Source organism: Methanogenium cariaci JCM 10550 (assembly GCF_001315945.1).
GTDB classification, from domain to species: Archaea; Halobacteriota; Methanomicrobia; order Methanomicrobiales; family Methanomicrobiaceae; genus Methanogenium; species Methanogenium cariaci.
The window spans coordinates 1-18,526 of sequence record NZ_BBBG01000026.1; the positions used below are offsets into that span (position 1 = coordinate 1).

Annotated in this window: 26 protein-coding genes and 4 pseudogenes; 15 read left to right on the forward strand and 15 right to left on the reverse strand. The window is 56.9% G+C overall.

Annotated features, from left to right (window positions below; translation table 11 throughout):
* From JCM10550_RS14875 to JCM10550_RS23705, 12 genes and pseudogenes are all read right to left on the reverse strand, one after another.
* Positions 1-504 (reverse strand): orotidine 5'-phosphate decarboxylase / HUMPS family protein (locus JCM10550_RS14875; protein WP_172673933.1); only part of this gene is annotated, 504 nt, incomplete at its 3' end.
* 69 nt (positions 505-573) lie between these two features.
* Positions 574-1,090: pseudogene (locus JCM10550_RS14880) on the reverse strand (nitroreductase family protein).
* Positions 1,091-1,194: 104 nt separating this feature from the next.
* Complete coding sequence (locus JCM10550_RS23685) at positions 1,195-1,875, reverse strand: hypothetical protein (RefSeq protein ID WP_245619333.1); 681 nt, start codon at positions 1,873-1,875, stop codon at positions 1,195-1,197.
* A 21-nt stretch (positions 1,876-1,896) separates the two neighbouring features.
* Positions 1,897-2,364, reverse strand: coding sequence for a hypothetical protein (locus JCM10550_RS23690; RefSeq protein ID WP_245619335.1), 468 nt, complete (start codon positions 2,362-2,364; stop codon positions 1,897-1,899).
* Positions 2,357-2,902: a YkgJ family cysteine cluster protein gene (locus JCM10550_RS14890; protein ID WP_062400253.1), complete on the reverse strand. Its 546-nt coding sequence runs from the start codon at positions 2,900-2,902 to the stop codon at positions 2,357-2,359. The genes JCM10550_RS23690 and JCM10550_RS14890 overlap by 8 nt, the downstream gene beginning before the upstream one ends.
* A gap of 5 nt (positions 2,903-2,907) precedes the next feature.
* A complete protein-coding gene (locus JCM10550_RS14895) occupies positions 2,908-3,477 on the reverse strand; it encodes a GMP synthase subunit A (protein ID WP_062400311.1) in 570 nt (189 codons plus the stop codon).
* Between the two features lie 164 nt (positions 3,478-3,641).
* A complete protein-coding gene (locus JCM10550_RS19195; protein WP_172673932.1) occupies positions 3,642-3,791 on the reverse strand; it encodes a hypothetical protein in 150 nt (49 codons plus the stop codon).
* Positions 3,769-4,329 (reverse strand): hypothetical protein, encoded by a 561-nt coding sequence (locus JCM10550_RS14900; RefSeq protein ID WP_218185258.1) that lies wholly within the window; start codon positions 4,327-4,329, stop codon positions 3,769-3,771. Before JCM10550_RS14900 ends, JCM10550_RS19195 begins: the two co-directional genes overlap by 23 nt.
* Before the next feature lie 11 nt (positions 4,330-4,340).
* Complete coding sequence (locus JCM10550_RS19200; protein ID WP_157200327.1) at positions 4,341-4,508, reverse strand: hypothetical protein; 168 nt, start codon at positions 4,506-4,508, stop codon at positions 4,341-4,343.
* Positions 4,509-4,517: 9 nt separating this feature from the next.
* Positions 4,518-4,766: a hypothetical protein gene (locus JCM10550_RS23695; protein ID WP_245619337.1), complete on the reverse strand. Its 249-nt coding sequence runs from the start codon at positions 4,764-4,766 to the stop codon at positions 4,518-4,520.
* 43 nt (positions 4,767-4,809) lie between these two features.
* Positions 4,810-5,058 carry a hypothetical protein gene (locus tag JCM10550_RS23700; protein WP_245619338.1) on the reverse strand — a complete coding sequence of 83 codons (249 nt, stop codon included), beginning with the start codon at positions 5,056-5,058 and terminating at the stop codon, positions 4,810-4,812.
* 41 nt (positions 5,059-5,099) lie between these two features.
* Complete coding sequence (locus JCM10550_RS23705) at positions 5,100-5,357, reverse strand: hypothetical protein (RefSeq protein ID WP_245619340.1); 258 nt, start codon at positions 5,355-5,357, stop codon at positions 5,100-5,102.
* Positions 5,358-5,408: 51 nt separating this feature from the next.
* Here JCM10550_RS23705 and JCM10550_RS23710 point away from each other — a divergent pair, with 51 nt between their 5' ends.
* Together JCM10550_RS23710 and JCM10550_RS14910 are read left to right on the forward strand one after the other, a co-directional pair.
* Positions 5,409-5,549, forward strand: a complete 141-nt coding sequence (locus JCM10550_RS23710; protein ID WP_245619341.1) for a hypothetical protein — start codon at positions 5,409-5,411, stop codon at positions 5,547-5,549.
* A gap of 125 nt (positions 5,550-5,674) precedes the next feature.
* The gene (locus JCM10550_RS14910) at positions 5,675-6,385 is read left to right on the forward strand and encodes an adenosylcobinamide-GDP ribazoletransferase (protein WP_157200328.1); all 711 of its coding nucleotides are present in this window, start codon (positions 5,675-5,677) and stop codon (positions 6,383-6,385) included.
* Positions 6,386-6,573: 188 nt separating this feature from the next.
* Here JCM10550_RS14910 and JCM10550_RS14915 read toward each other — a convergent pair whose 3' ends face one another.
* A complete protein-coding gene (locus JCM10550_RS14915) occupies positions 6,574-6,882 on the reverse strand; it encodes a hypothetical protein (RefSeq protein WP_062400257.1) in 309 nt (102 codons plus the stop codon).
* 190 nt (positions 6,883-7,072) lie between these two features.
* On the opposite strand from JCM10550_RS14915, the gene tuf reads away from it, so the two are divergent.
* From tuf to JCM10550_RS14940, 5 genes are read left to right on the forward strand one after another with little or no spacing between them, the layout of a single operon-like run.
* Positions 7,073-8,359 (forward strand): translation elongation factor EF-1 subunit alpha, encoded by a 1,287-nt coding sequence (tuf, locus tag JCM10550_RS14920; protein WP_062400259.1) that lies wholly within the window; start codon positions 7,073-7,075, stop codon positions 8,357-8,359.
* Positions 8,360-8,387: 28 nt separating this feature from the next.
* Positions 8,388-8,696, forward strand: a complete 309-nt coding sequence (rpsJ, locus tag JCM10550_RS14925) for a 30S ribosomal protein S10 (protein WP_062400313.1) — start codon at positions 8,388-8,390, stop codon at positions 8,694-8,696.
* A gap of 9 nt (positions 8,697-8,705) precedes the next feature.
* A complete protein-coding gene (locus JCM10550_RS14930) occupies positions 8,706-9,530 on the forward strand; it encodes a flippase activity-associated protein Agl23 (protein ID WP_062400261.1) in 825 nt (274 codons plus the stop codon).
* Between the two features lies 1 nt (position 9,531).
* Positions 9,532-9,738: a hypothetical protein gene (locus JCM10550_RS23715; protein WP_062400263.1), complete on the forward strand. Its 207-nt coding sequence runs from the start codon at positions 9,532-9,534 to the stop codon at positions 9,736-9,738.
* On the forward strand, positions 9,735-10,616 hold the full coding sequence (locus JCM10550_RS14940; RefSeq protein WP_157200329.1) for a hypothetical protein: 882 nt from the start codon (positions 9,735-9,737) through the stop codon (positions 10,614-10,616). Before JCM10550_RS23715 ends, JCM10550_RS14940 begins: the two co-directional genes overlap by 4 nt.
* Before the next feature lie 383 nt (positions 10,617-10,999).
* On the opposite strand, the gene JCM10550_RS14945 is transcribed toward JCM10550_RS14940, so the two are convergent.
* Together JCM10550_RS14945 and JCM10550_RS14950 are read right to left on the reverse strand one after the other, a co-directional pair.
* Entirely contained in the window at positions 11,000-12,130 is a 1,131-nt protein-coding gene (locus JCM10550_RS14945) for a hypothetical protein (RefSeq protein WP_218185259.1), read from the reverse strand.
* A gap of 27 nt (positions 12,131-12,157) precedes the next feature.
* Positions 12,158-13,344 (reverse strand): annotated as a pseudogene (locus JCM10550_RS14950) (tubulin/FtsZ family protein).
* A 114-nt stretch (positions 13,345-13,458) separates the two neighbouring features.
* Between JCM10550_RS14950 and JCM10550_RS19205 the strand changes: the two are divergent.
* The 8 genes and pseudogenes from JCM10550_RS19205 to JCM10550_RS25390 all read left to right on the forward strand — a co-directional run bounded on the left by JCM10550_RS19205 (position 13,459) and on the right by JCM10550_RS25390 (position 18,501).
* Positions 13,459-14,463 (forward strand): FAD-dependent oxidoreductase, encoded by a 1,005-nt coding sequence (locus tag JCM10550_RS19205; RefSeq protein WP_245619343.1) that lies wholly within the window; start codon positions 13,459-13,461, stop codon positions 14,461-14,463.
* 251 nt (positions 14,464-14,714) lie between these two features.
* Positions 14,715-15,427 (forward strand): annotated as a pseudogene (locus JCM10550_RS19210) (glycosyltransferase).
* A pseudogene (locus JCM10550_RS14965) lies at positions 15,420-16,390 on the forward strand (lysylphosphatidylglycerol synthase transmembrane domain-containing protein). The pseudogenes JCM10550_RS19210 and JCM10550_RS14965 overlap by 8 nt, the downstream one beginning before the upstream one ends.
* Complete coding sequence (locus JCM10550_RS23720) at positions 16,387-16,872, forward strand: DUF2298 domain-containing protein (protein ID WP_062400270.1); 486 nt, start codon at positions 16,387-16,389, stop codon at positions 16,870-16,872. The pseudogene JCM10550_RS14965 and the gene JCM10550_RS23720 overlap by 4 nt, the downstream one beginning before the upstream one ends.
* 47 nt (positions 16,873-16,919) lie before the next feature.
* Positions 16,920-17,120, forward strand: a complete 201-nt coding sequence (locus JCM10550_RS23725) for a hypothetical protein (protein WP_062400272.1) — start codon at positions 16,920-16,922, stop codon at positions 17,118-17,120.
* Entirely contained in the window at positions 17,101-17,151 is a 51-nt protein-coding gene (locus JCM10550_RS25380) for a hypothetical protein (RefSeq protein WP_281175432.1), read from the forward strand. Before JCM10550_RS23725 ends, JCM10550_RS25380 begins: the two co-directional genes overlap by 20 nt.
* Before the next feature lie 55 nt (positions 17,152-17,206).
* A complete protein-coding gene (locus JCM10550_RS25385; protein WP_281175433.1) occupies positions 17,207-17,722 on the forward strand; it encodes a DUF2298 domain-containing protein in 516 nt (171 codons plus the stop codon).
* Positions 17,635-18,501 carry a DUF2298 domain-containing protein gene (locus JCM10550_RS25390; RefSeq protein ID WP_281175429.1) on the forward strand — a complete coding sequence of 289 codons (867 nt, stop codon included), beginning with the start codon at positions 17,635-17,637 and terminating at the stop codon, positions 18,499-18,501. The genes JCM10550_RS25385 and JCM10550_RS25390 overlap by 88 nt, the downstream gene beginning before the upstream one ends.
* The last annotated feature ends 25 nt before the right edge of the window (positions 18,502-18,526 follow it).

Sequence of the window (18,526 nt, forward strand, 5' to 3'; positions counted from 1 at the left end):
CACCGCCACCGGCACGGTCACCTCATCGATGATCGCGGCAAGCGTATCCAGAGAGCTCCTGCCGATCATCTGCTGGTCAATACCCACATGGGCGTTGATTATGTCTATCCCCCCCAGTGCCTCAAGTTCCCGCGATCGTGCCGCAGGATCTTTGGTGTTGATGAGATCTGCCATCAGGCGCACCCCGTAGAGGCGTGCCGCCCGCACCGCGTCACGGATGACCGCATCATCTGCGTCGGCGAGCACACAGACAATGCTTGCACCGGCCTTCGCCGCCATCTCGACTTCCATGGTGCCGGTGTCGGCGATCTTCATGTCGGCAATGATCTCGTGATTCGGAAACGCCTCTCTGAGGCTGCGGACAACGTCCATTCCAACACTTTTAATGAGCGGGGGGGTGCCTGCTTCAATCCAGTCGGCACCGCCTGCAACCGCTTCCTCGGCGATTGGCACTGCACGATCGGCTTCCTGGATGTCCAGGGCGACCTGCAGGTGGGGGAGAATTCATATCAAATGTCTGGGATTTCAAAAAAATTAAAGATTTGGTATTCTTTGGAAATCGGGGCGGATGTCCTAATCCAGATAGGTGTCTTTGAAGGTGACGTCGTCAAACGTCTTCTTCTTCGGCGGCACCATCTTCTCTCCCATTGCAGGGTATCCGGCGGGGGGGATGAGTGAGACAAGCGTATACTCCGGCGGCACCTTCATGAGCTCGCGCACTGCCTCGTTGTAGTCCATCTTGTCCCCGGCAATCCAGCAGGACGCAACGCCGTAGGCCCAGAGACCGTGGATCAGGTTCGAGGTGGCAGCACAGCAGTCTTCCACATAGAATTTCTCATCACGCAGACCAAAGATGGCAAAACAGGCGGGGGGGCATCGGCAATGAACTTGCCGTGGCTTGCCAGTTCGCCCAGTTTCTCCAGGGTCTCTTTTTTCATGGTGACCCCAAAGAGCCACGGCTGCCCGTTCCGGGCGGTCGGTGCCAGGCGTGCACATTCCATTGCCTGCTCGATGGCCTCTTCAGGGATGGTTCATCCTTGTAGTTCCGGATACTGCGCCGGCCCTTGAGGATCGTTGTTCCAAGATTCATATCCTAGTTTCAGTCATCACCAATATATGCTTCGTGAAACGGTCCCCCCGTCAGAAGGGAAGGATACCCCCCCAGAAACGCCAGCAGGTTGGTGAGTCCCGCACTCAGAATCTCCCGCGGTCGATGCCGAGGATGGGCATGATAAAGATGATATAGACAAACGTCCCGACGATACTCCCGATATTGGCGAGTGCGGCGACCAGGACCACCTTGAACAGGGGGTTCTTGCGCATATCGTTCAGGTCATCTGCCTCTGCGATACGGCTGAAGTCTGCAGCCGTCGGGTGGCGGACCTTTGCTTCCGTGATGGCCGCAAACCATCCGGCCGCCATGAAGGGGGGGTTCAGCGACGTCATCCAGGCGACCGCAAAGGCGGTCAGTGCCGAGAACGGATGCCCTCCTGCGGCAAAGACCCCCCCGATGGCGGCGAGAATGCCGTTGATGAGCACCCACCAGATCATCGCGGAGAGGAGCACGTCCAGACCGGCGCCGGAGAATGCGATGAGGACGAGGAAGAAGACGAAGATCGCAAGGACAAAGAACCCAATGAACTTCGCCCACGGGAAGGTCTTCGGCTGCTCCGTGAGGCTGGCCTTGGTGGGCAGGGTCTCGGGGCGTTCCAGGTAGCGGTGTATCCCCCCCTCCCGGTGGCCAGCACCGACCACGGCAAGCACCCGGTCGTAGCCCTTGCCGAGATCGTTGATGGCATGGGCGAGGTAGGCGTCGCGCTCATCAATAAGTGCTGCCGCCCCCCCTTTGGGTGCGAACCGGCGGAATTCCTCCATCGCAGCGAGATCATGTCCTGATCAGTCATCGAATCGATGTCCATCTCCTCGCCCGCCTTCCCGGCGCCCGTTACCGACCCTGCCAGTGCATAGATCATCTTCAGTTTCTCGGTGATGGGCATCAAATGCCAGAACCGGCTGAAGGTGATGTGGATGTCCCGGTCGGCAAGGGCAATCGGGATGCCCCCCCGTTCCTCCGCCAGTTCGACGGCGGCCATCATCTCTGAGCCGGGAGAGACACCCGTCTCCTTTCCGATACGGCGCTGGACATAGGCGAGCAGCCACTGGGCAAGAATGGCGGAGAAGTTCCCGCCTTTCAGGACGGCATCGACGGACGGCGGTGCCGCTTCCCCTTTCAGTACCATCAGGCGGCCCCCGGTCCAGTTCCACTGCAACGATCTGCGGTTCAAATGTCTCGATTGCGTCGGTCACTTCGTCGACGCTCTTCTGCGAGACATGAGCCGTCCCGACAATTTTTATATCACCCAATCCGTTTCACTCCTTCACTGTCCACGACGGCATATTCGTTTGGTTTCAGGTCCATGGCCATAAATACCTCTCTGGTGCGTTCTGCATCGGTCGCCTCTGCCGCGTCCCGTTGGATACATTCCTCTGCAATCTGCTCTGCCTCAGTGCATATGGTCTTCTGTCCGATGCCCGGACACGCATAGACAGAGAGCCTGCCTTCTTCCAGCGCGAACGGGTAGGTGCGGCAGATGAGGGGGCGGACCGGGTAGATCATGCACCGGTGATCGTCACCCAGAAAAATGCAGGCGGTTTCGGTCCGGCGCAGGCACCAGGCAAGCGTAAACTGCCCGCCTCCTTCGGCAGGGATCCACTCGGGATAGGGCTCTGCGATCTCGTCCCAGGCCAGTCCCGTGGAGTCCATAATCGTCCGGATTTCCGGTGCGCTCACCAAAACGAGCATGCCGTCATCCTCCCCCCCTCTGCTGCAGCATCCGCCGCACATCAGGCAAGTAAACCCGGTGGGACGGATGTCATCAGCGAGACTGTGGGTGGGTGTCATGAAAATCAGGCCCGGTCAAGAGTCAGTGCGTTGAAATTCTCATACACCCGGCATCCGTCGACCGAGTGGCTGACTTCCGGGTGCCACTGGATGCCGAAGATGGGTTCGGTCTCATGGGCCATTGCCTCCACACCGCAGATATCTGATGTGGCAAGCACCCTAAACCCTTGTGGCACCTCTGCGACCTCGTCCCCCCCGTGGGAGGCCCAGACAGATATGGTGTCCGGGTAACCGGCGAGGACGGTGTCATGGTCGTTGATCGCGACCTCGATGCCGCCGAATCCTCCGGATGCACCGGGGGGGCGGATGGTGCCGCCGCGGGCGGTGGATATGATATGCAGGCCCAGACAGATGCCCAGAACCGGAAGTCCGGTGTCGACATAGGCCGGGGGGGCATTGCCCGCCCGGCTGATGTCCGGGCCGCCGCCCAGGATGATGCCACGGCAGGAATCTCTGACCTCCGCTACAGGGACGTCGTTTTTGATCATCTTTGCGTCGATATCGTGATCCCTGAGCATCCTGAGGATGAGGTGGTTAAACTGGCCAAAGTTATTGACCACATATATGGGATGCATTTTATACTCGTTTGTTTCACAACGGTATATCTTTTTCAGATGTGCGGAAGAGAAGACGCACTCAGGACCGGCGGATAACGGCAGCCAGTGCCGTCTCGATCGCGTCTTCGGAAAACCCGCATCGGCGGGCGAGGGCAAGGGCGCCGCCCGCCCCGAAGCTTCCTTTACCTCCCGGATGCAGGCCCGCGACGGGGGGGACGGATTCTGCACAAACCGGGCAGGGACGGGGGGGAGACGGTCACGGGAACGCCGACACGCTGTGCAATCCGGGGGGGCACATCTGCTGCCGGGTCATGCCAGACACAGTCTGTCATTGCGCAGGAGACCCGGCCACGGGTATCGCCTGCGAGGGCAGCAACAGCGCACATCTGGGTCGCCCCCGCAGAGGACGACCTCTCCCGGAAATCCCTGTATGAGACCCAGTGCCGCGGCCATGACCGTGTCTCCCGCCTCACGGATGAGGGCAGTGCCATGTAGAGAACGGATATCCGGGCAGCGTGCTACGACCCCCCCGTGCCACACCGCCTCTTTTTGGGCGGCGGTATCGTTCGTCGCCGATGAACTGACCCTGCCCTGAATCCCGCAGGCCCGGAGGATGCAGAGGGCATGGCTCGTCCCGCCGGGGGATGCATTCCCCCCCAGCCAGAGGGTGCGATACGCCCGCCCGAGGGCCACACCCGTCTCTGCGGCTTTGCTGACAAGAGTCTCTGCGTCCGGGACGGAAGGCCCGTCACGGGGATCACCTGCAGGGATGCGGGAGATCACATCGGCAGGAACAGAGAGGTCACCGGCATATCCGGCGCTGAGAAAAAGAGGAGCGATGTTGGTAAGAGCACACATCGCCCGTGTCACCGCGGCCACCGTCAGGCAGGGAGGCAGAGGGCCGCCCCCCCCGCCACAAAGGCGGCATCCCGGCCGGGTGTGTTCCAGGTATCCTCCGGTGTCCGGCCCGCACCGGAAAGTCCGGGGGGGATGAGGCTCAGACAGGACGAGCCGAGGAGCACCACGAAGCCGTGCGGGGGGGCGGGCATACTCCCTGATCAGGAGTAATCCTTCATAAACTCGCGTATCTTTTCCCAGATGGCCACCTTCGGATGGCCCATCATGGACGCGAGCCAGAGGGCACCGCCAGCACCGGCCCCCCCTTCCTTTACTTCCCCCCCGGCACAGTAACGGGCAAGGCCGGGATGGCCGATATTGCCAAAGTCCGGGTCAACGAACGATGCGGTGGCACCAATTTCTGCTGCCGTCTGTACAAAGGTGGCGTTTGCATCATCCCGGACATACACGGTGGTGGCAAGGTGGGGGGAGGAGTGCCACCGAGTGCCTTGACTAATGCTGCAACCGCAAGCATCTGGGTGCCCCCCCGGCATAGACAAGGGTGCCCGGATAGGTGGCAGCGATACCGGCGCAGACCGGCATCATCGGATCTCCTGCCGCCCGGACGATGGCAAGCGGGTCAGTAATGTTCTCTTCCTCGATGCGCTGCATGACCGCGGCACAAATTTCCTCTTTCACCGTGGCCGGATGCTCCACGTGGCTGGAACTGACACTGGCGGTGTAGCCGAGGGCCCGCAGCACACAGAGTGCGGTGGTGGTACCGCCGGGGGGGACGCTCTCTCCTAAAAGAAGAAAGTCAGACTGCTCCCCCCAGAAAGCTGCCGAGGGTCTTTCCCCCGGAGATAGAGTGCCTCCGCGTCAGGAACCGCATCGCCCTCCCGCGGATCTCCTCCACATGCTCCGTAGACATCGATGGCAGGATAGGTGGGAGTCCAGGCGAGACCCGCGTTCACCACAAAGGGCTGAAGCTCGCAGAGTTCGGCCATCGCGCGGGTCAGGGTGGCAGGCGTGGCGCAGCCGGTAGGACTGACAGGAACCACCGGCGCGCTGGTGATCTTCCCGTTGATGAGAATCTCCCGTCAAGCGCAGATGTGGCAAGCGTAAGCTCCGGTGTCGGACCTGCTGCAGAAATACCGGGCACCGTTGATACTCGGGTGTTTCCGATTACCACGCCCATCATCGGGCGGGAAAAGGTGATCTCAGGTTTCTCAGAAATAATACTCATTATCTGACTGTTGGGTGAACGAGTAATTAATAGTTGCAAATCGCAATAGTTAGCACAAATGAATTTGTTTTCGAAACAACCCTGCTTTGCCATTGAAATAAGGATAAAAAGGCAGTTATAGCCTGATAGTGAATGGTGGAATACACGATGATCATTACCGAAGCGCTTCGCGCGATGCTCCAGTTTACCACGATTCTTCCGATGGGCAGGTCTGCCGACTATGACGCCTTTGCCCGTCACGCCTACCTCCTGCCCCCCCTCTCCGGCTACCTCGTCGGAGGTGTGGCAGGACTCTGTTCCCTGCTCTTTGCATCACCGCAGATTGCCGGTGCCGTTGCGCTTGCCGTCGCCCTGGTGCTGACCGGGTTTAATCACTTCGACGGTCTCTGTGATCTCGGCGACGGCATGATGGCCCACGGCAGCAGGGAGAAACGGGTGACCGCCCTCACCGACCGCACGCTCGGCGCGGGTGCCGTCGGGACGGCAGTCATCGTCATGCTGCTTGCCTACGCAGGCATCACCACGGTCACCGAGATTGCCGGTGCAATCCTCATTGCAGAGGTGATGGGAAAGTTTGTACAAGTGCTGCTCATTGCCACCGGCCGCCCCCCCTTCCGTGAGGGGGGGATGTTCTCCTATATCCGGACATTTGCGCGCTGGTGGTTTGTTCCCCTCTCCTGCCTGCTGGTTTTGCCGCTCCTTCTGTTACCAATCAGTCCAATCTCTGCAGGGGGCAGCAGGGGGGGCAGCAGCGCTCCTGACTGCAGGTCTGCTCCTGGTGGTAACGCGGCAGCTCTTTGGCGGGGTGAATGGGGGATATCGTCGGCGCGTCCCATGAACTGACGCGCGGGATGGTGCTCCTCGCCCTGGCCGTCACCGGGTTCTGAGAATACCGCGCATGAGGGAGGGGGGGAGTGCGGCATGTATGACCGCGGTTCTCCTTTGTATTGATGATATTGGCACCTCGTGAAATACCCGAAATCGCACCGGTCCGGCACATAGAAAAATGAAAAAATGGTTTTCGCAGGGAACTATTGGTAGGAATACAGTGACCGGAATCCTTCGTTTTTATCGTCACTGCAGAGGAGGGCGCTTCCATCCCTGATGAAGAGATTAAACGTCATTGCGGCATTCTGGAGCTCGTCATCCCCTCCCTTGCCAATTTTCATATCTTCAATAATCTTTTTCTGCGGGTTGGGCATCTCACGGCGCCCGACAACGGCACCTTCACAGTGGGCACAGAATGCGCACCTGCTATAGACGGACACTTCTTCCCTTTCCGCACACATGACCTTCACCATATCGTTCGGGCCGGTTCTGTTCAATGGCAACGTCTTCATCCAAAGATTTAGGTGGAATTTGATGTCATATCAGGGTGTCGGTTGGTAGGGAACCCTGTTGTACATCCAGCGTCACCCTCTGAAGAAATCTTTTATATACCCACCCCCCCTCCTATTAATAATACTCGTATCAAAGCGACCGGGCAGACGTCTGACGAGCCCATCCTTACGATTTGGAGGTTATAGAAATATGGCAGCTGATAAGCCACACATGAACCTTGCCGTGGTCGGGCACATCGACCATGGGAAGTCAACAACTGTTGGGAGACTTCTCTTCGAGACAGGAGCAGTCCCTGCGCACATTATTGAGAACTACCGGAAGGAAGCAGAGTCCAAAGGTAAGGGATCATTCGAATTTGCATGGGTTATGGACAACCTCAAGGAAGAGCGGGAACGTGGAATTACCATCGATATCGCTCACAAGAGGTTCGACACCGACAAGTTCTACTTCACCATTGTAGACTGCCCCCCCGGCCACCGTGACTTTGTCAAGAACATGATCACCGGTGCATCACAGGCTGACGCAGCACTTCTTGTCGTTGCAGCACCTGACGGCCCCATGGAGCAGACAAAGGAACACGTCTTCCTGTCCCGTACTCTTGGTATCAACCAGCTCATCATTGGCATCAACAAGATGGATGCATCAAAATACAGTGAAGAGCGCTACAATGAAGTCAAGAAGCAGCTCTCTGACCTGATCAAGATGGTTGGTTACAAACCGGACGATGTCGAGTTCATCCCGATGTCCTCATTCGTTGGTGACAACATCGCATCCCGCTCCGAGAACACCCCCCCATGGTACAAGGGACGCACACTCCTCGAGACCCTTGACACACTGGTGGCACCTGAGCTTCCAACCAGCCTTCCGTTCCGCCTTCCTGTGCAGGACGTATACTCCATCTCCGGTATCGGAACCGTCCCTGTCGGACGTGTCGAGACCGGTATCATGAAGAAGGGAATGAAAGTCTCTTTCATGCCCGCAAACGTGACCGGAGAAGTCAAGTCCATTGAGATGCACCACGAAGAGCACGATCAGGCACTGCCTGGTGACAACGTCGGATTCAACGTCCGTGGTGTCGGCAAGAACGACATCCGCCGTGGTGATGTCTGTGGTCCTGCAGATAAACCTCCGTCAGTCGCAGAGGAATTCATCGCACAGATTGTGGTACTTCACCACCCCCCCAGTGCAATCACCGTCGGATACACTCCGGTCTTCCACTGCCACACCACGCAGACTGCATGCACCTTCATGGAACTTCAGAAGAAGCTCGACCCACGCACCGGCCAGGTCAAAGAAGAGAACCCAACGTTCCTCAAGACCGGCGATGCAGCAATCGTCAAGTTCCGCCCGGTTGCCCCAATGGTCATCGAGAAGATCAAAGAGATTCCTCAGCTGGGTCGCTTTGCAATCCGTGATATGGGATCAACTATTGCAGCAGGCATGTGCATTGAAGTCATTGCCAAAGATATGAGATAATATCCTTCTCATTTTTTAGGTGACATATATGCAAAAAGCACGAATTCGTCTTTCAGGAACAGACTTCCAACAAGTTGAGATGGTCTGTGATCGTATCAGAGAAATTGCAGAACGTACCGGCGTAAACCTCGCAGGTCCTATCCCACTGCCCACCAAGCGCATGGTCGTCCCGATTCGCAAGAGTCCTGACGGTGAGGGGACAGCAACCTGGGATCGCTGGCAGATGCGTGTGCACAAACGCCTCATCGATCTTGATGCAGATGAGCGTGCACTGCGCCAGCTGATGCGTATTCAGGTGCCAAAAGACATTGGCATTGAAATCGTTCTGGAGAACTAAGGGTGCGGCGTGGAAGCCGCAGATTCCTCTCCAACATTTCTCGGTAGGTTACGCTTTGAACATCTGTTTATTCTAATCTTTATTCTCGCGCTCGTTCTGCGTTTTCTCTTTCTTGACCTGAAGCTCTTTCATCATGACGAGGCGGTGCATGCCTGGTTCTCGTTTAAACTGCTGACCGAAGGGACATACGTATACGATCCGGTTTATCACGGTCCACTGCTGTATTATACGACCGCAGGTATGTTCGCCCTCCTGGGTGATTCGGATCTGGTTGCACGGATTGTACCGGCGCTGCTGGGCACCCTGATGGTGCTTCTGGTCTGGCCGATATACCGGCTGGGATACCTGGGAAAACGCAGTGCCCTTATCGCGGCATTGTTCCTTGCGATATCCCCCCCGAACATGGTCTACTTCTCCCGGTTCCTGCGCAATGACATATTCATCGCGTTTTTCACCCTGCTTTTTCTGGTGGCACTCCTGTACTATCTTGAGTACGGGCAGCGTCGTTATGTTGTTGTGGCAGCCCTTGCCGCAGGGCTGGGCTGCTGTTCCAAGGAGAATATGCCACTCATCCTGATGATCTTCGGCGTCTTCCTTGTCGCGGCAGTGCTGCTGAAGTGGGTGCATTTGAAGAAGGGATGGTGGCTGGACTTCATCCTCGGCAGTGTGGTGATGCTGGCCGTGGGATCGCTCTTCTATTCGTCGTTCGGCGCCCACCCGGAGGTGCTGTGGACCGGCGCATTCCAGGCCATCGAGCACTGGACGGCGATGTCGTCCCAGCAGCGTCTGGGGGGGGCCGCCGTATTTCTATATCCTGCTCTTCCTGCTCTATGAGGTGCCGATATACCTGCTGGCACTGGTGGGAACCCTGCAGGCGGCCCTCTGTGTCATCTTCCTCCGGAAAAAAAGCAGCAGGAGACAGAACACCCTGCTTCCGGGACACGGACCGGGGGGGAAGACACAGACGCAGTCTGCGAGACCAGTCTCCCGGCGCCAGATGAAGACGAAACAGAAAGCTGCCGCATGCCGGTGCCGGAAGTGACAGCGGCAGCGGAAGATGAGATATCGTATTCCGAATCGGATGTCAATGTAGGATCAGACACTTCATTAAATGCGGAATCAGGATCTGAATTCGCACCGGAACCTGCCGAGCCGATAAAGACCCAGACAGAGGCCGCAGATGAAGATGCAACAGCCGGAAAGGCCACCCCACAGACAGAGGAAAGGGCACCCTCTTTCCTCTCCCGGATGGCGAGAGCACTCTGCGACGGTGCGGACCAGCCGGGATTCGACCGTCATCTCGGTTTTACCCTCTTCTGTATCTGGTGGATGGTGGCGTCACTTGGCGTCTATGCCATCATCGGTGAGAAGGTACCGTGGCTGATTGTGCACCAGCTCCTTCCGATGATCTTTGTGGCGGCATTTTTAATGACCCGCAAGAAGGCAGTCCTGGCCCTCGCATTGTCCGTCTTCCTCATCGTGATGATGGCGCATGTCGCCTTCACCCCCCCTGCCGATATCAATGAACCGATTGTGCAGGTGCAGAACTCCGAGGAGCTGCGGGAGCTCTTCGCCCTCATTGATGCAGGGAATAAGACGGCGGTGACAACCGAGGGCGTATGGCCGCTGCCGTGGTACTACCGCGGCGATCGTGCGGAGAAAATAACCTATCTCTCGTCAGCGGCCGACAATCCGGATCACTTTGCCGACGGAACGTATGACGTCATCGTATCCGGCAGTCCGGACGGATTCTCTGACGTGCCGGGGGGGTATCAGCGAAAGGATGTCATCCGGCAGAGCTACTGGTTCTCCATCTATGACAACGGAGACCGGCTGGTGGCATACTATTTCTTCCGCGACGGGAAGCTGGGCAGTGTGAACTGGAATCTCTTTGTTCCGGGGGGGAACACCACTGCCTGACGTGCATTCCTTTTTTCCGTTCTCTTTTTTTCTCCGGTCATTTTGGCATTCAGATTCTTTGATTTATTTTGTATTCCCTGACCGTCCATTTTCCGGGATCGCAGTGACCACCATCCGGACAGGATCTATCCGGTTTCAATTGATATCAGCCTCTCCGATGGACCGGAGTAAAAGGGACGGCGAGTTCTCTCATCGCTCTTCATAGCTATGAGATTGCCCAAAAAAAGAGAAATCAAAAAATGATGGTGCTGGCGAGGACAGCAGATCGCATGCCCGCCCATAGACAACGGTGGATGAGAATGCCTATGACAGAAAAAACAACTCAGTGAAAAACCACTTAAAAAACAGAAAAATAAATTGAATAAAAAATATGAGGAGAACCGTTATCCCAGTTCATCCCATTTGTTATACCGACGGTATATGACAAACCCGACGCCTGCAATGATGACAACGACCACGAGGATGATCACATACGTTCCAAGCCCGCTGAAGTCGGGAAGCAACCCACCTTCGCCGATATCCTCTCTCACTTCGGTGGACATCGCAAGCGCTTCATTTGCCGTCAGCTGTGCCTCGTTGGCATTCAGGCGTGACTGATAGTAATCCTTGTTGTCACGGAAGTCCTTTGCCTGGGACATCTTTGTCTCTGCGAGAGAGACCTTATTCTGGATAGCGGTAACACGGGTGTCGCCCGACATACTCCGGTTGTTGATGAAGTAGCTGACGTCACCGTTGACCTGATCGATGGTCACCTGTGCACTGTCGATGAGTTTGCTGGCGTAGGCATCCTCCAGACTGGCCTCTGCCTGTTCAATGAGTGTTCCTGCTTCCCCCCCAAGCAACACATTCGCCTGTGAGTAACTGGCGGTCTTTGACTGATCGACCTTCTGGTCTGCCTGTTGGTAGAGCTGTTCGGCCTGTGCGACATTCACATCAAGTGCGGTATACTCATCAATCGACGTACGAAGCTCATTGATCTGTTCTTCACGGAGATCTCGTATCTTGTCGACATCTCCGGGATTGATCACCGTGCGTTCAATGAGTAACTCGTTGCCGGCCCAGACTTTGCCATCCTCATCCAGCTGACGCAGACGGAAGAGAGCAGTTTTCGAGGTCTGTGAGACAGCAGGCACCTTTCCGGCAAGGGCATAGTCCACCGTCACGTCATTTTCATCCGGGTAGGAAATGTCCCATCCAAGGAGGCGCACATACCGGCTGCTGGTCTGTTTCGGGATTCCCTGTTTATTCACCTTAACGGTATAATCCCATTCAGGATCATCAAGTTCGGTGTATGCCTCAAGTTCTTCATTGATGTTAAACGTGCCCTTATCCCCGCTGCCGGTTAGTTTGACAACAACATGGACGATGACCTGTTCTCCTGGTGCAAGATCCCCCCCGGATGCAGGGTCAACGTCCCCCCCAATGACCTCAACAAAATCTGCTGCCGCTGCACCCTGCACCAGGCAGAGCGCAAGCATTAATGAAAGTATTAGTGTAAATCCCCCCCGTTTCATGGTGTATTTCACCTGATTCTCTGATTATTATTCAAAGAGCGGATCAATCTCGTCTCCGTCGAACATGGATGAACGACGTTCTTTGGACTTGACTACATCCTCCTTTGTTTCTTTTGCAATTTCCATTAGTTCGCGGATACGCGGTGCGTCGCCAATCGTTGCAAGCACAACCACAGCAGCCACCTTTGAACTCTCTGTCGGATAGTCACCACCACGGACTTCAACACCCGCGATGTTCTCTTCAACCCATGATTTGGACTTCTCGACCCCCCCTTTGCGGTCCATCTCGCCGGGTGGCCCTGCTACCAGCACAAGCGCACGTTCGGCAGTCGTGTAATCACAGGGCATCGTCAGACGACCCAGCATCGCACGGCGTACAAGACCGATAATCTTTGCCGATTTGTCTTCGCCGGTGAGTACTTCCTCTGCTACTTCCCGCTTCTTCAGACCCCCCCTCAGGAAGCCACCGCCAAAACCCTGTTTCTGCCGGGTGCTCTTACTGACAGTTTCCGAGATCGCATATCCGACACTGCTCATACCACCGCCGCGGAGGGTGTTGATGATCTCACTCGAATCAACAACCATCTCACCGATACCTGCCTTACTAACCTCACCTGCACGGAATAACACGCCGAATCTGCGGACGATCTCGTCATTGAGACGCTGGTAGGCACCGCGAACACTTTCTCCCTCATTCTTCCACGCACTGTTGTCAAATATGAAGGTGTTGTCCGCTTCATTTACCAGTGTTGAGAGACTGCGGGCTGCGTTGTAGGAGTAGAGTCTCCCTTCCTCGGGTGCAGGAAGAATACCCAGGGCATAGACCGGTTCCCGATAAATTCGTTTCAGGTGACGGGCCAGCACCGGTGATCCACCGGATCCGGTACCTCCTCCCAGACCGGCACAGATAACAAATGCATCAATGTCATGGGTGCCGCGATTGTCGATGATATTGATGATACTGTCGATCTCGTCTGCGGTGATTTTTGCTCCGGTTACATTATCAGTGCCGACTCCATGGCCTTTGACCACGGTCTGCCCAATGAGAATGCGATCTTTGAGCTCGATATTGTCGAGACCCATAAGATCCGTCCGTGCAGTGTTCACCACAATCCCCCCCGGAAACTCCTTGTCGGTGCCTTCTTGTCCTGTTCTATAAACATGTCGACAATTTTTCCGCCTGCCTGGCCGAATCCTATGAAAAAAACTCTCATATGTGAACACCATCTGATTGAATGAAGATAATCGCTTCTTCAGATTACAAAATATGTTTCTTTCATAACTTCAAAAACTTTCTTATGCCAATTCTTGTTAATAATAGATGTATAATGAGAATCTGCATCATAGGTGGGGGATTAACCGGTCTTTCTGCCGCATATCGGCTCTCCGGTACACATTCCGTTGACATACTGGAGGCTTCAGCAGAGGCGGGGGGCTTATTGTCCTCCTCTCCCGTCCGGGACACCTTTATTGAGCGGTATTATCATCACTGTTTTTCCGGTGATGCACATCTCCTGGCGCTCATGGATGAACTGGGCCTCGCAGCAGATCTCACCTGGCTCAACGGGAGCACCGGTTACTTCAGCGAAGGGCACATCTACCCTCTGACGTCCCCCCCCGTTGAAATTCTTCGCTATCCGCTTCTCACCCTGCGCGATAAATTCAGGCTCGGTCTTCTGACACTCCGGGCCGGGAAATATCAGGCAGATTCCTATGATGACATGACGGCAGACGCGTTCATTCTGGACACCTGTGGGCAGCATGTCTATGACTCATTCTTTGCACCCCCCCTGTTGCGCAGCAAATTCGGGGGGGACCGGCGTCATGAAGTCTCGGCTGCCTGGCTGATATCACGAATTGCCATCCGTTCCGACCGCGGGCCGCAGGGGGGGGAACGACTGGGATATCTGCGGCATGGCTACCAGAGCCTGATCACGGCACTCTCGGATGCAATACAGGAGAAGGGCGGAACAATTCATACCCATACCCCGGCCCGTTCCCTGAAGAAGAACGAAGACGGAACGTGGACGGTCAACGGCACCGCCTATGACGCCGTCATCTCGACGGTCCGGCCCTCCGCCCTCACCGCTCTGGGCGGCCCTTCCCTCCCGGACATCCCCCCCTACCAGGGAGCCGCCTGCGTGACGCTGGCCCTCCCCCGTGACGTACTGCAGGGCATATACTGGTCAATATCAAGGATGAGGCCCCCCCGTATGGTGCGGTCATCGGGCACACCAACTTTGCCCCCCCCTGGAATGGTACGGGGGAACACATCGTCTATCTGGCATCCTACTTCCGGGAAGACCTGTCGGAGGATCATGAAGAACGGATGATCGCGGATTTCTGTAAACGCTTCAATGTCTCCCGCGACGAGATCCGCTGGCATCATATGACCGCGGATACTGCGGCAGGGCCGGTATACATCACCGGATACCGGAATCTCATTCCGCCGTATGAGACAGACGGCATATACTATGCCGGTATGTTCTCCTCCCCCCCGAATTACCCGGAGCGGAGTATGGAGGATCGGTGGTCGCGGCACAGGCCATCGTGGATCGGATCCTGTCCCCCCCGGAGGCGGGCCATGACTGAATATGAAGTCTGCGCCATCCTCCCGGTCTACAATGATCGCGAGGCGCTGGAGATTGCCATCCCCCGTTCCATCGAGGTGCTGGAGGGGATCACGGACTCATTCCTCCTCGCGGTGGCAGAGGACGGCAGCACCGACGGCAGCGCAGAGTTTGTGCAGGAATGGGAAACAAAAGATTCCCGTGTCCGACTCTTTCATGCAGACGAACGCCTCGGCCGGGGGGGGACGGCCCTGACCCGAGTCATCCGTGCGGTGGATGCGGATATTGTCTGTTACTATGATGTGGACCTCGCAACGGACATGGCCCATCTGCCCGCGCTGGTGCAGGCCATCCGGGATGGCAGTGATGTGGCGACCGGCTCACGCCTGATGCCGGAGAGTGACATTGTGCGCACACAGGAACGAGAAGTGGCGAGCCGGGGGGGATATAATTTTCTGGTGCGGACTGTGCTCAAAAGCAGGCTCTATGACCACCAGTGCGGGTTCAAGCATTCCGCCGAAGCCGCATCCTCCCGCTTTTGGATACCATTGAGGCACCGCACTGGTTCTGGGACACCGAACTTCTCGTCCGGGCGCAGAAAAAAGGATTTCGCATTACAGAGTTCCCGGTGCGCTGGCGGACCAGTGACAAGACGACGGTCAGGTTCAGTGACGTGACCGGGATGGGCACGGCGATATTTCATCTCAGGCGGCACCTGAATGATTAAAAAGGCCGCGGCCATTGTGCTGCCCACCATTCTTGCCGTCGGCATCATCGCATACATGCTCTACCGGGTATGGGATGACCTCTTTATCGCCATTCAGAATGCGGTCTGGTCCTACCTGGCCCTTGCAGTCATCATCTGTGTCGTGGCATGGTTTCTTCGCGGCTTCCGGTATCGTTCCATTCTTGCAAGTCTCGCCGTTACGGTATCCATCTGGCTCTCCACCGCCTGCATCTATCTCTCACAGACTGCAAATCTCATCGTCCCGGCACGGCTGGGCGACCTGATCCGGCTCTTTATCCTGAAGCATGAAGCGGATGCGACCTACACCAGCGGTCTCTCATCTGTAGTGGTGGAGCGGTTCTTTGACATTGTGACCATCGCCCTCTTAGGGGGGGCGTTGACGATTCCCTTTGTGCTGAACGTCCCGGACTGGTTTATCACCGTCGTCTACGTGGCGCTTGCCTCTGTGGCATCTTTGTTTTGGTGCTCTTCTCGGCGGGCAGACTTCAGTCCGAGAACAAATATCTCAAGGTCGGCATTAACCTGCTCAACCAGGTGAAGCAGGCCTCCCTTTCGACGCAGGGCATCATCGGTCTCTCGGCCATCTCCATCCTGATCTGGATAACCGATGTCGTGATCTGCTATGTGATTGCCCTGATGTTCGGAGCGGCCGTCCCGTTTGTGGTGGTCACGCTGGCGATTGTCATCGGCAATCTCGTCAAGGCGGTGCCGCTGACGCCCGGCGGTGTCGGCACCTATGAGGTGGCAGTCGCCCTGACCCTCTCGCTTGCCGGTGTGGACCCTGCGGTGGCCACCCTGATCGCGGTCATTGACCATCTGGTCAAAAACGGCGTCACGCTTGCCGGGGGGGGTGTCGTCTCGCTCTATGTCTTCGGCGACTGGGCGGTCACCCTCCTGCGCCGGGCCTTCTCGCACTCTCTGGATGTATCGGAGGTTAAATGATCAGTCCGGCTGCTCAGGCAGCAGGGCTCATCCTCTGGCTGCTGGTACTGAAAGTGCTTCAGGTCGCACTCTGGCCCACTCTCTCAAACACGTTCGGGCGGTTTGCCTACCCGGTCTCCTATCCGTTATCATTTCTGTTATTCGGGGGCATCAGTTGGTACCTGGGCCTCGTCCGCCTCCCGGTGCAGGCGGCAGTGATCCCGTTTCTCTTGATCATCGGGTATTATGCCGCCACCGGGTGGTACACCCGCGAGAGGTTTGCCGGTGTCTGGAAATGGGATGCCGCATTCCTGCTCTGTTTTGTCTTCATGACCGAGATTCGGTTCTTTAATCCGATGATCTCCTACGCAGAGAAGTTCATGGATCATGCCTTCCTCGCGTCCGTGATGCGTCTGCCGGTGGTCGCTCCTGCCGACCCGTGGTTTGCCGGAGGGACACTCGGCGTCTACTATTATCTTGGACACTGGATGATGGGGGGGTAACGGGCATCCTCTCCGGAACCCCCCCGTCACCGGTCGCATTCAACCTCATGCTGCCGACGGTCTTTGCCAATGCGGCAGTCTCTCTTTATGCGGTGGGCCATCTGTTCCTGACCCGCTTCCGGGCACTCCCGGTGGCGGCTCTCTTCCTTGCCAACCCCCCCTCATTTTTTGTGCAGGCAGCCATGGGGGGCCGATGCCCACGGGATACTCTGGAACTCCACCCGCACCATCACCAACACCATCAATGAGTATCCGCTCTTCTCATTTCTCTGGGGGTGACCCCCCCCATGCCCATGTGCTCTCGCTCTTTGTTCAGGCGCTCTTCATCTTCCTCATGCTCTACATCCTGAAGGAATGGGGGGGCAATCTCCCTGAACGCAGCCGGTGGATCTGTCTGGGTGCAGCAGCCCTCACACTGGGCGTGATGCCGGGGGGGACGAATTCCTGGGATGTGCTCATCTATGCACCTTTGCTCCTTGCGGTGGGAGCTCTCGTCTGGTACCAGGCCAAAGATGCCGCGGTGCCCGACCCGTACCCCCCCTGGCGCCTCTTTCTTGTCTGCCCAATCGTCTCCATCCTTGCGTTTGCACCCTATTACCTGATGCTCACGACCCAGGGCATCGCCGGTATCGGCATCGTGCCGACTCCCTCATCGGTGCCGGAGTTTATGCTGGTCTATGGATTTTTCATTGTCGTCTTCTGGTGTGCCACGCTCCGCGACATCCGGGAGACGCCCTGTCTGCTCCTAGTGCTCGTGCCTTTGTGCTCACCGGGTATACAGCAGCAGGGCTTGCCGCGGTGCCGCTCGTGGCCCTTCTGCTGCGGCGCACCTTCCGTCCTGCGGAGGTGATCACCATCTTCGGGCTGGCGGTGCTGATCTTCACCGAACTCTTCTACTTCATTGACAGCATGGGTGACGTCTACTACCGGATGAATACCGTGTTCAAACTCGGCCTTGTCGCCTGGATGATGATGAGCACCGGTGCCTTCCTCTGGCTCGGGGAGTGGCTGACGCAGCACCTAAAAGACCGGTCCGCACCCACGTGGGCGGTCCGCGCCGGTGCCGGTGCGATTGTTCTCCTTCTCATCTGTGCACCGGTGCTGATTCCTGACTTAACCTACGGCTACGGCGGAAAGACACTGGACGGCCTTGCCTGGGTGGATAACTCTCATCCCGGTGACGCGGCCGCGGTGGCATATCTGTCGGCCTGCCGGGAAACGTCACCATCGTTGAGGCCGAGGGCGGGGATTATGCATACTTCTCCCGCATATCGTCGTTCACCGGCATCCCTGCAATCATCGGCATGCGTTTCACGAGATGATGTGGCGGGGGGGTATGATGCGGGTGTCTCGCAACGCATGGCCGATGTGCGGATGATCTATGAAGACCCTACCCGTTCGCCGTCCCTGCTTGCCACATACGGGGGGGTGGACTATCTGGTGCGGGGGGAGATACCGAAAACGAGCATTATACCGTCCAGCTTCCTGAGGATGTCCTGGAAGAAGTATTTTCAGAAAACGGGACCACAATATACCGCGTTCTGCCGCGTTCTGCCTGAATTCAGAAGGAATTTCGGGCACGCAGAAGTGGGTTTCAATAACCTTTATCCCCCCCCACTGTCGATATAATATGGCTGCATCAATCACGAACTGA

Excerpts from the sequence above, each read along its gene's own strand:
- JCM10550_RS25385 (WP_281175433.1), top strand. The coding sequence starts at position 17,207 with ATGCTCTACATCCTGAAGGAATGGGGGGGCAATCTCCCTGAACGCAGC.
- JCM10550_RS14895 (WP_062400311.1), bottom strand. The coding sequence starts at position 3,477 with ATGCATCCCATATATGTGGTCAATAACTTTGGCCAGTTTAACCACCTC.
- JCM10550_RS23685 (WP_245619333.1), bottom strand. The coding sequence starts at position 1,875 with ATGGAGGAATTCCGCCGGTTCGCACCCAAAGGGGGGGCGGCAGCACTT.
- tuf (WP_062400259.1), top strand. The coding sequence starts at position 7,073 with ATGGCAGCTGATAAGCCACACATGAACCTTGCCGTGGTCGGGCACATC.
- JCM10550_RS14910 (WP_157200328.1), top strand. The coding sequence starts at position 5,675 with ATGGTGGAATACACGATGATCATTACCGAAGCGCTTCGCGCGATGCTC.
- JCM10550_RS23725 (WP_062400272.1), top strand. The coding sequence starts at position 16,920 with ATGCTGCCGACGGTCTTTGCCAATGCGGCAGTCTCTCTTTATGCGGTG.
- JCM10550_RS19195 (WP_172673932.1), bottom strand. The coding sequence starts at position 3,791 with ATGACAGACTGTGTCTGGCATGACCCGGCAGCAGATGTGCCCCCCCGG.
- JCM10550_RS14915 (WP_062400257.1), bottom strand. The coding sequence starts at position 6,882 with ATGAAGACGTTGCCATTGAACAGAACCGGCCCGAACGATATGGTGAAG.
- JCM10550_RS19200 (WP_157200327.1), bottom strand. The coding sequence starts at position 4,508 with ATGCCCGCCCCCCCGCACGGCTTCGTGGTGCTCCTCGGCTCGTCCTGT.
- rpsJ (WP_062400313.1), top strand. The coding sequence starts at position 8,388 with ATGCAAAAAGCACGAATTCGTCTTTCAGGAACAGACTTCCAACAAGTT.
- JCM10550_RS14945 (WP_218185259.1), bottom strand. The coding sequence starts at position 12,130 with ATGAAACGGGGGGGATTTACACTAATACTTTCATTAATGCTTGCGCTC.
- JCM10550_RS19205 (WP_245619343.1), top strand. The coding sequence starts at position 13,459 with ATGAGAATCTGCATCATAGGTGGGGGATTAACCGGTCTTTCTGCCGCA.
- JCM10550_RS23720 (WP_062400270.1), top strand. The coding sequence starts at position 16,387 with ATGATCAGTCCGGCTGCTCAGGCAGCAGGGCTCATCCTCTGGCTGCTG.
- JCM10550_RS14890 (WP_062400253.1), bottom strand. The coding sequence starts at position 2,902 with ATGACACCCACCCACAGTCTCGCTGATGACATCCGTCCCACCGGGTTT.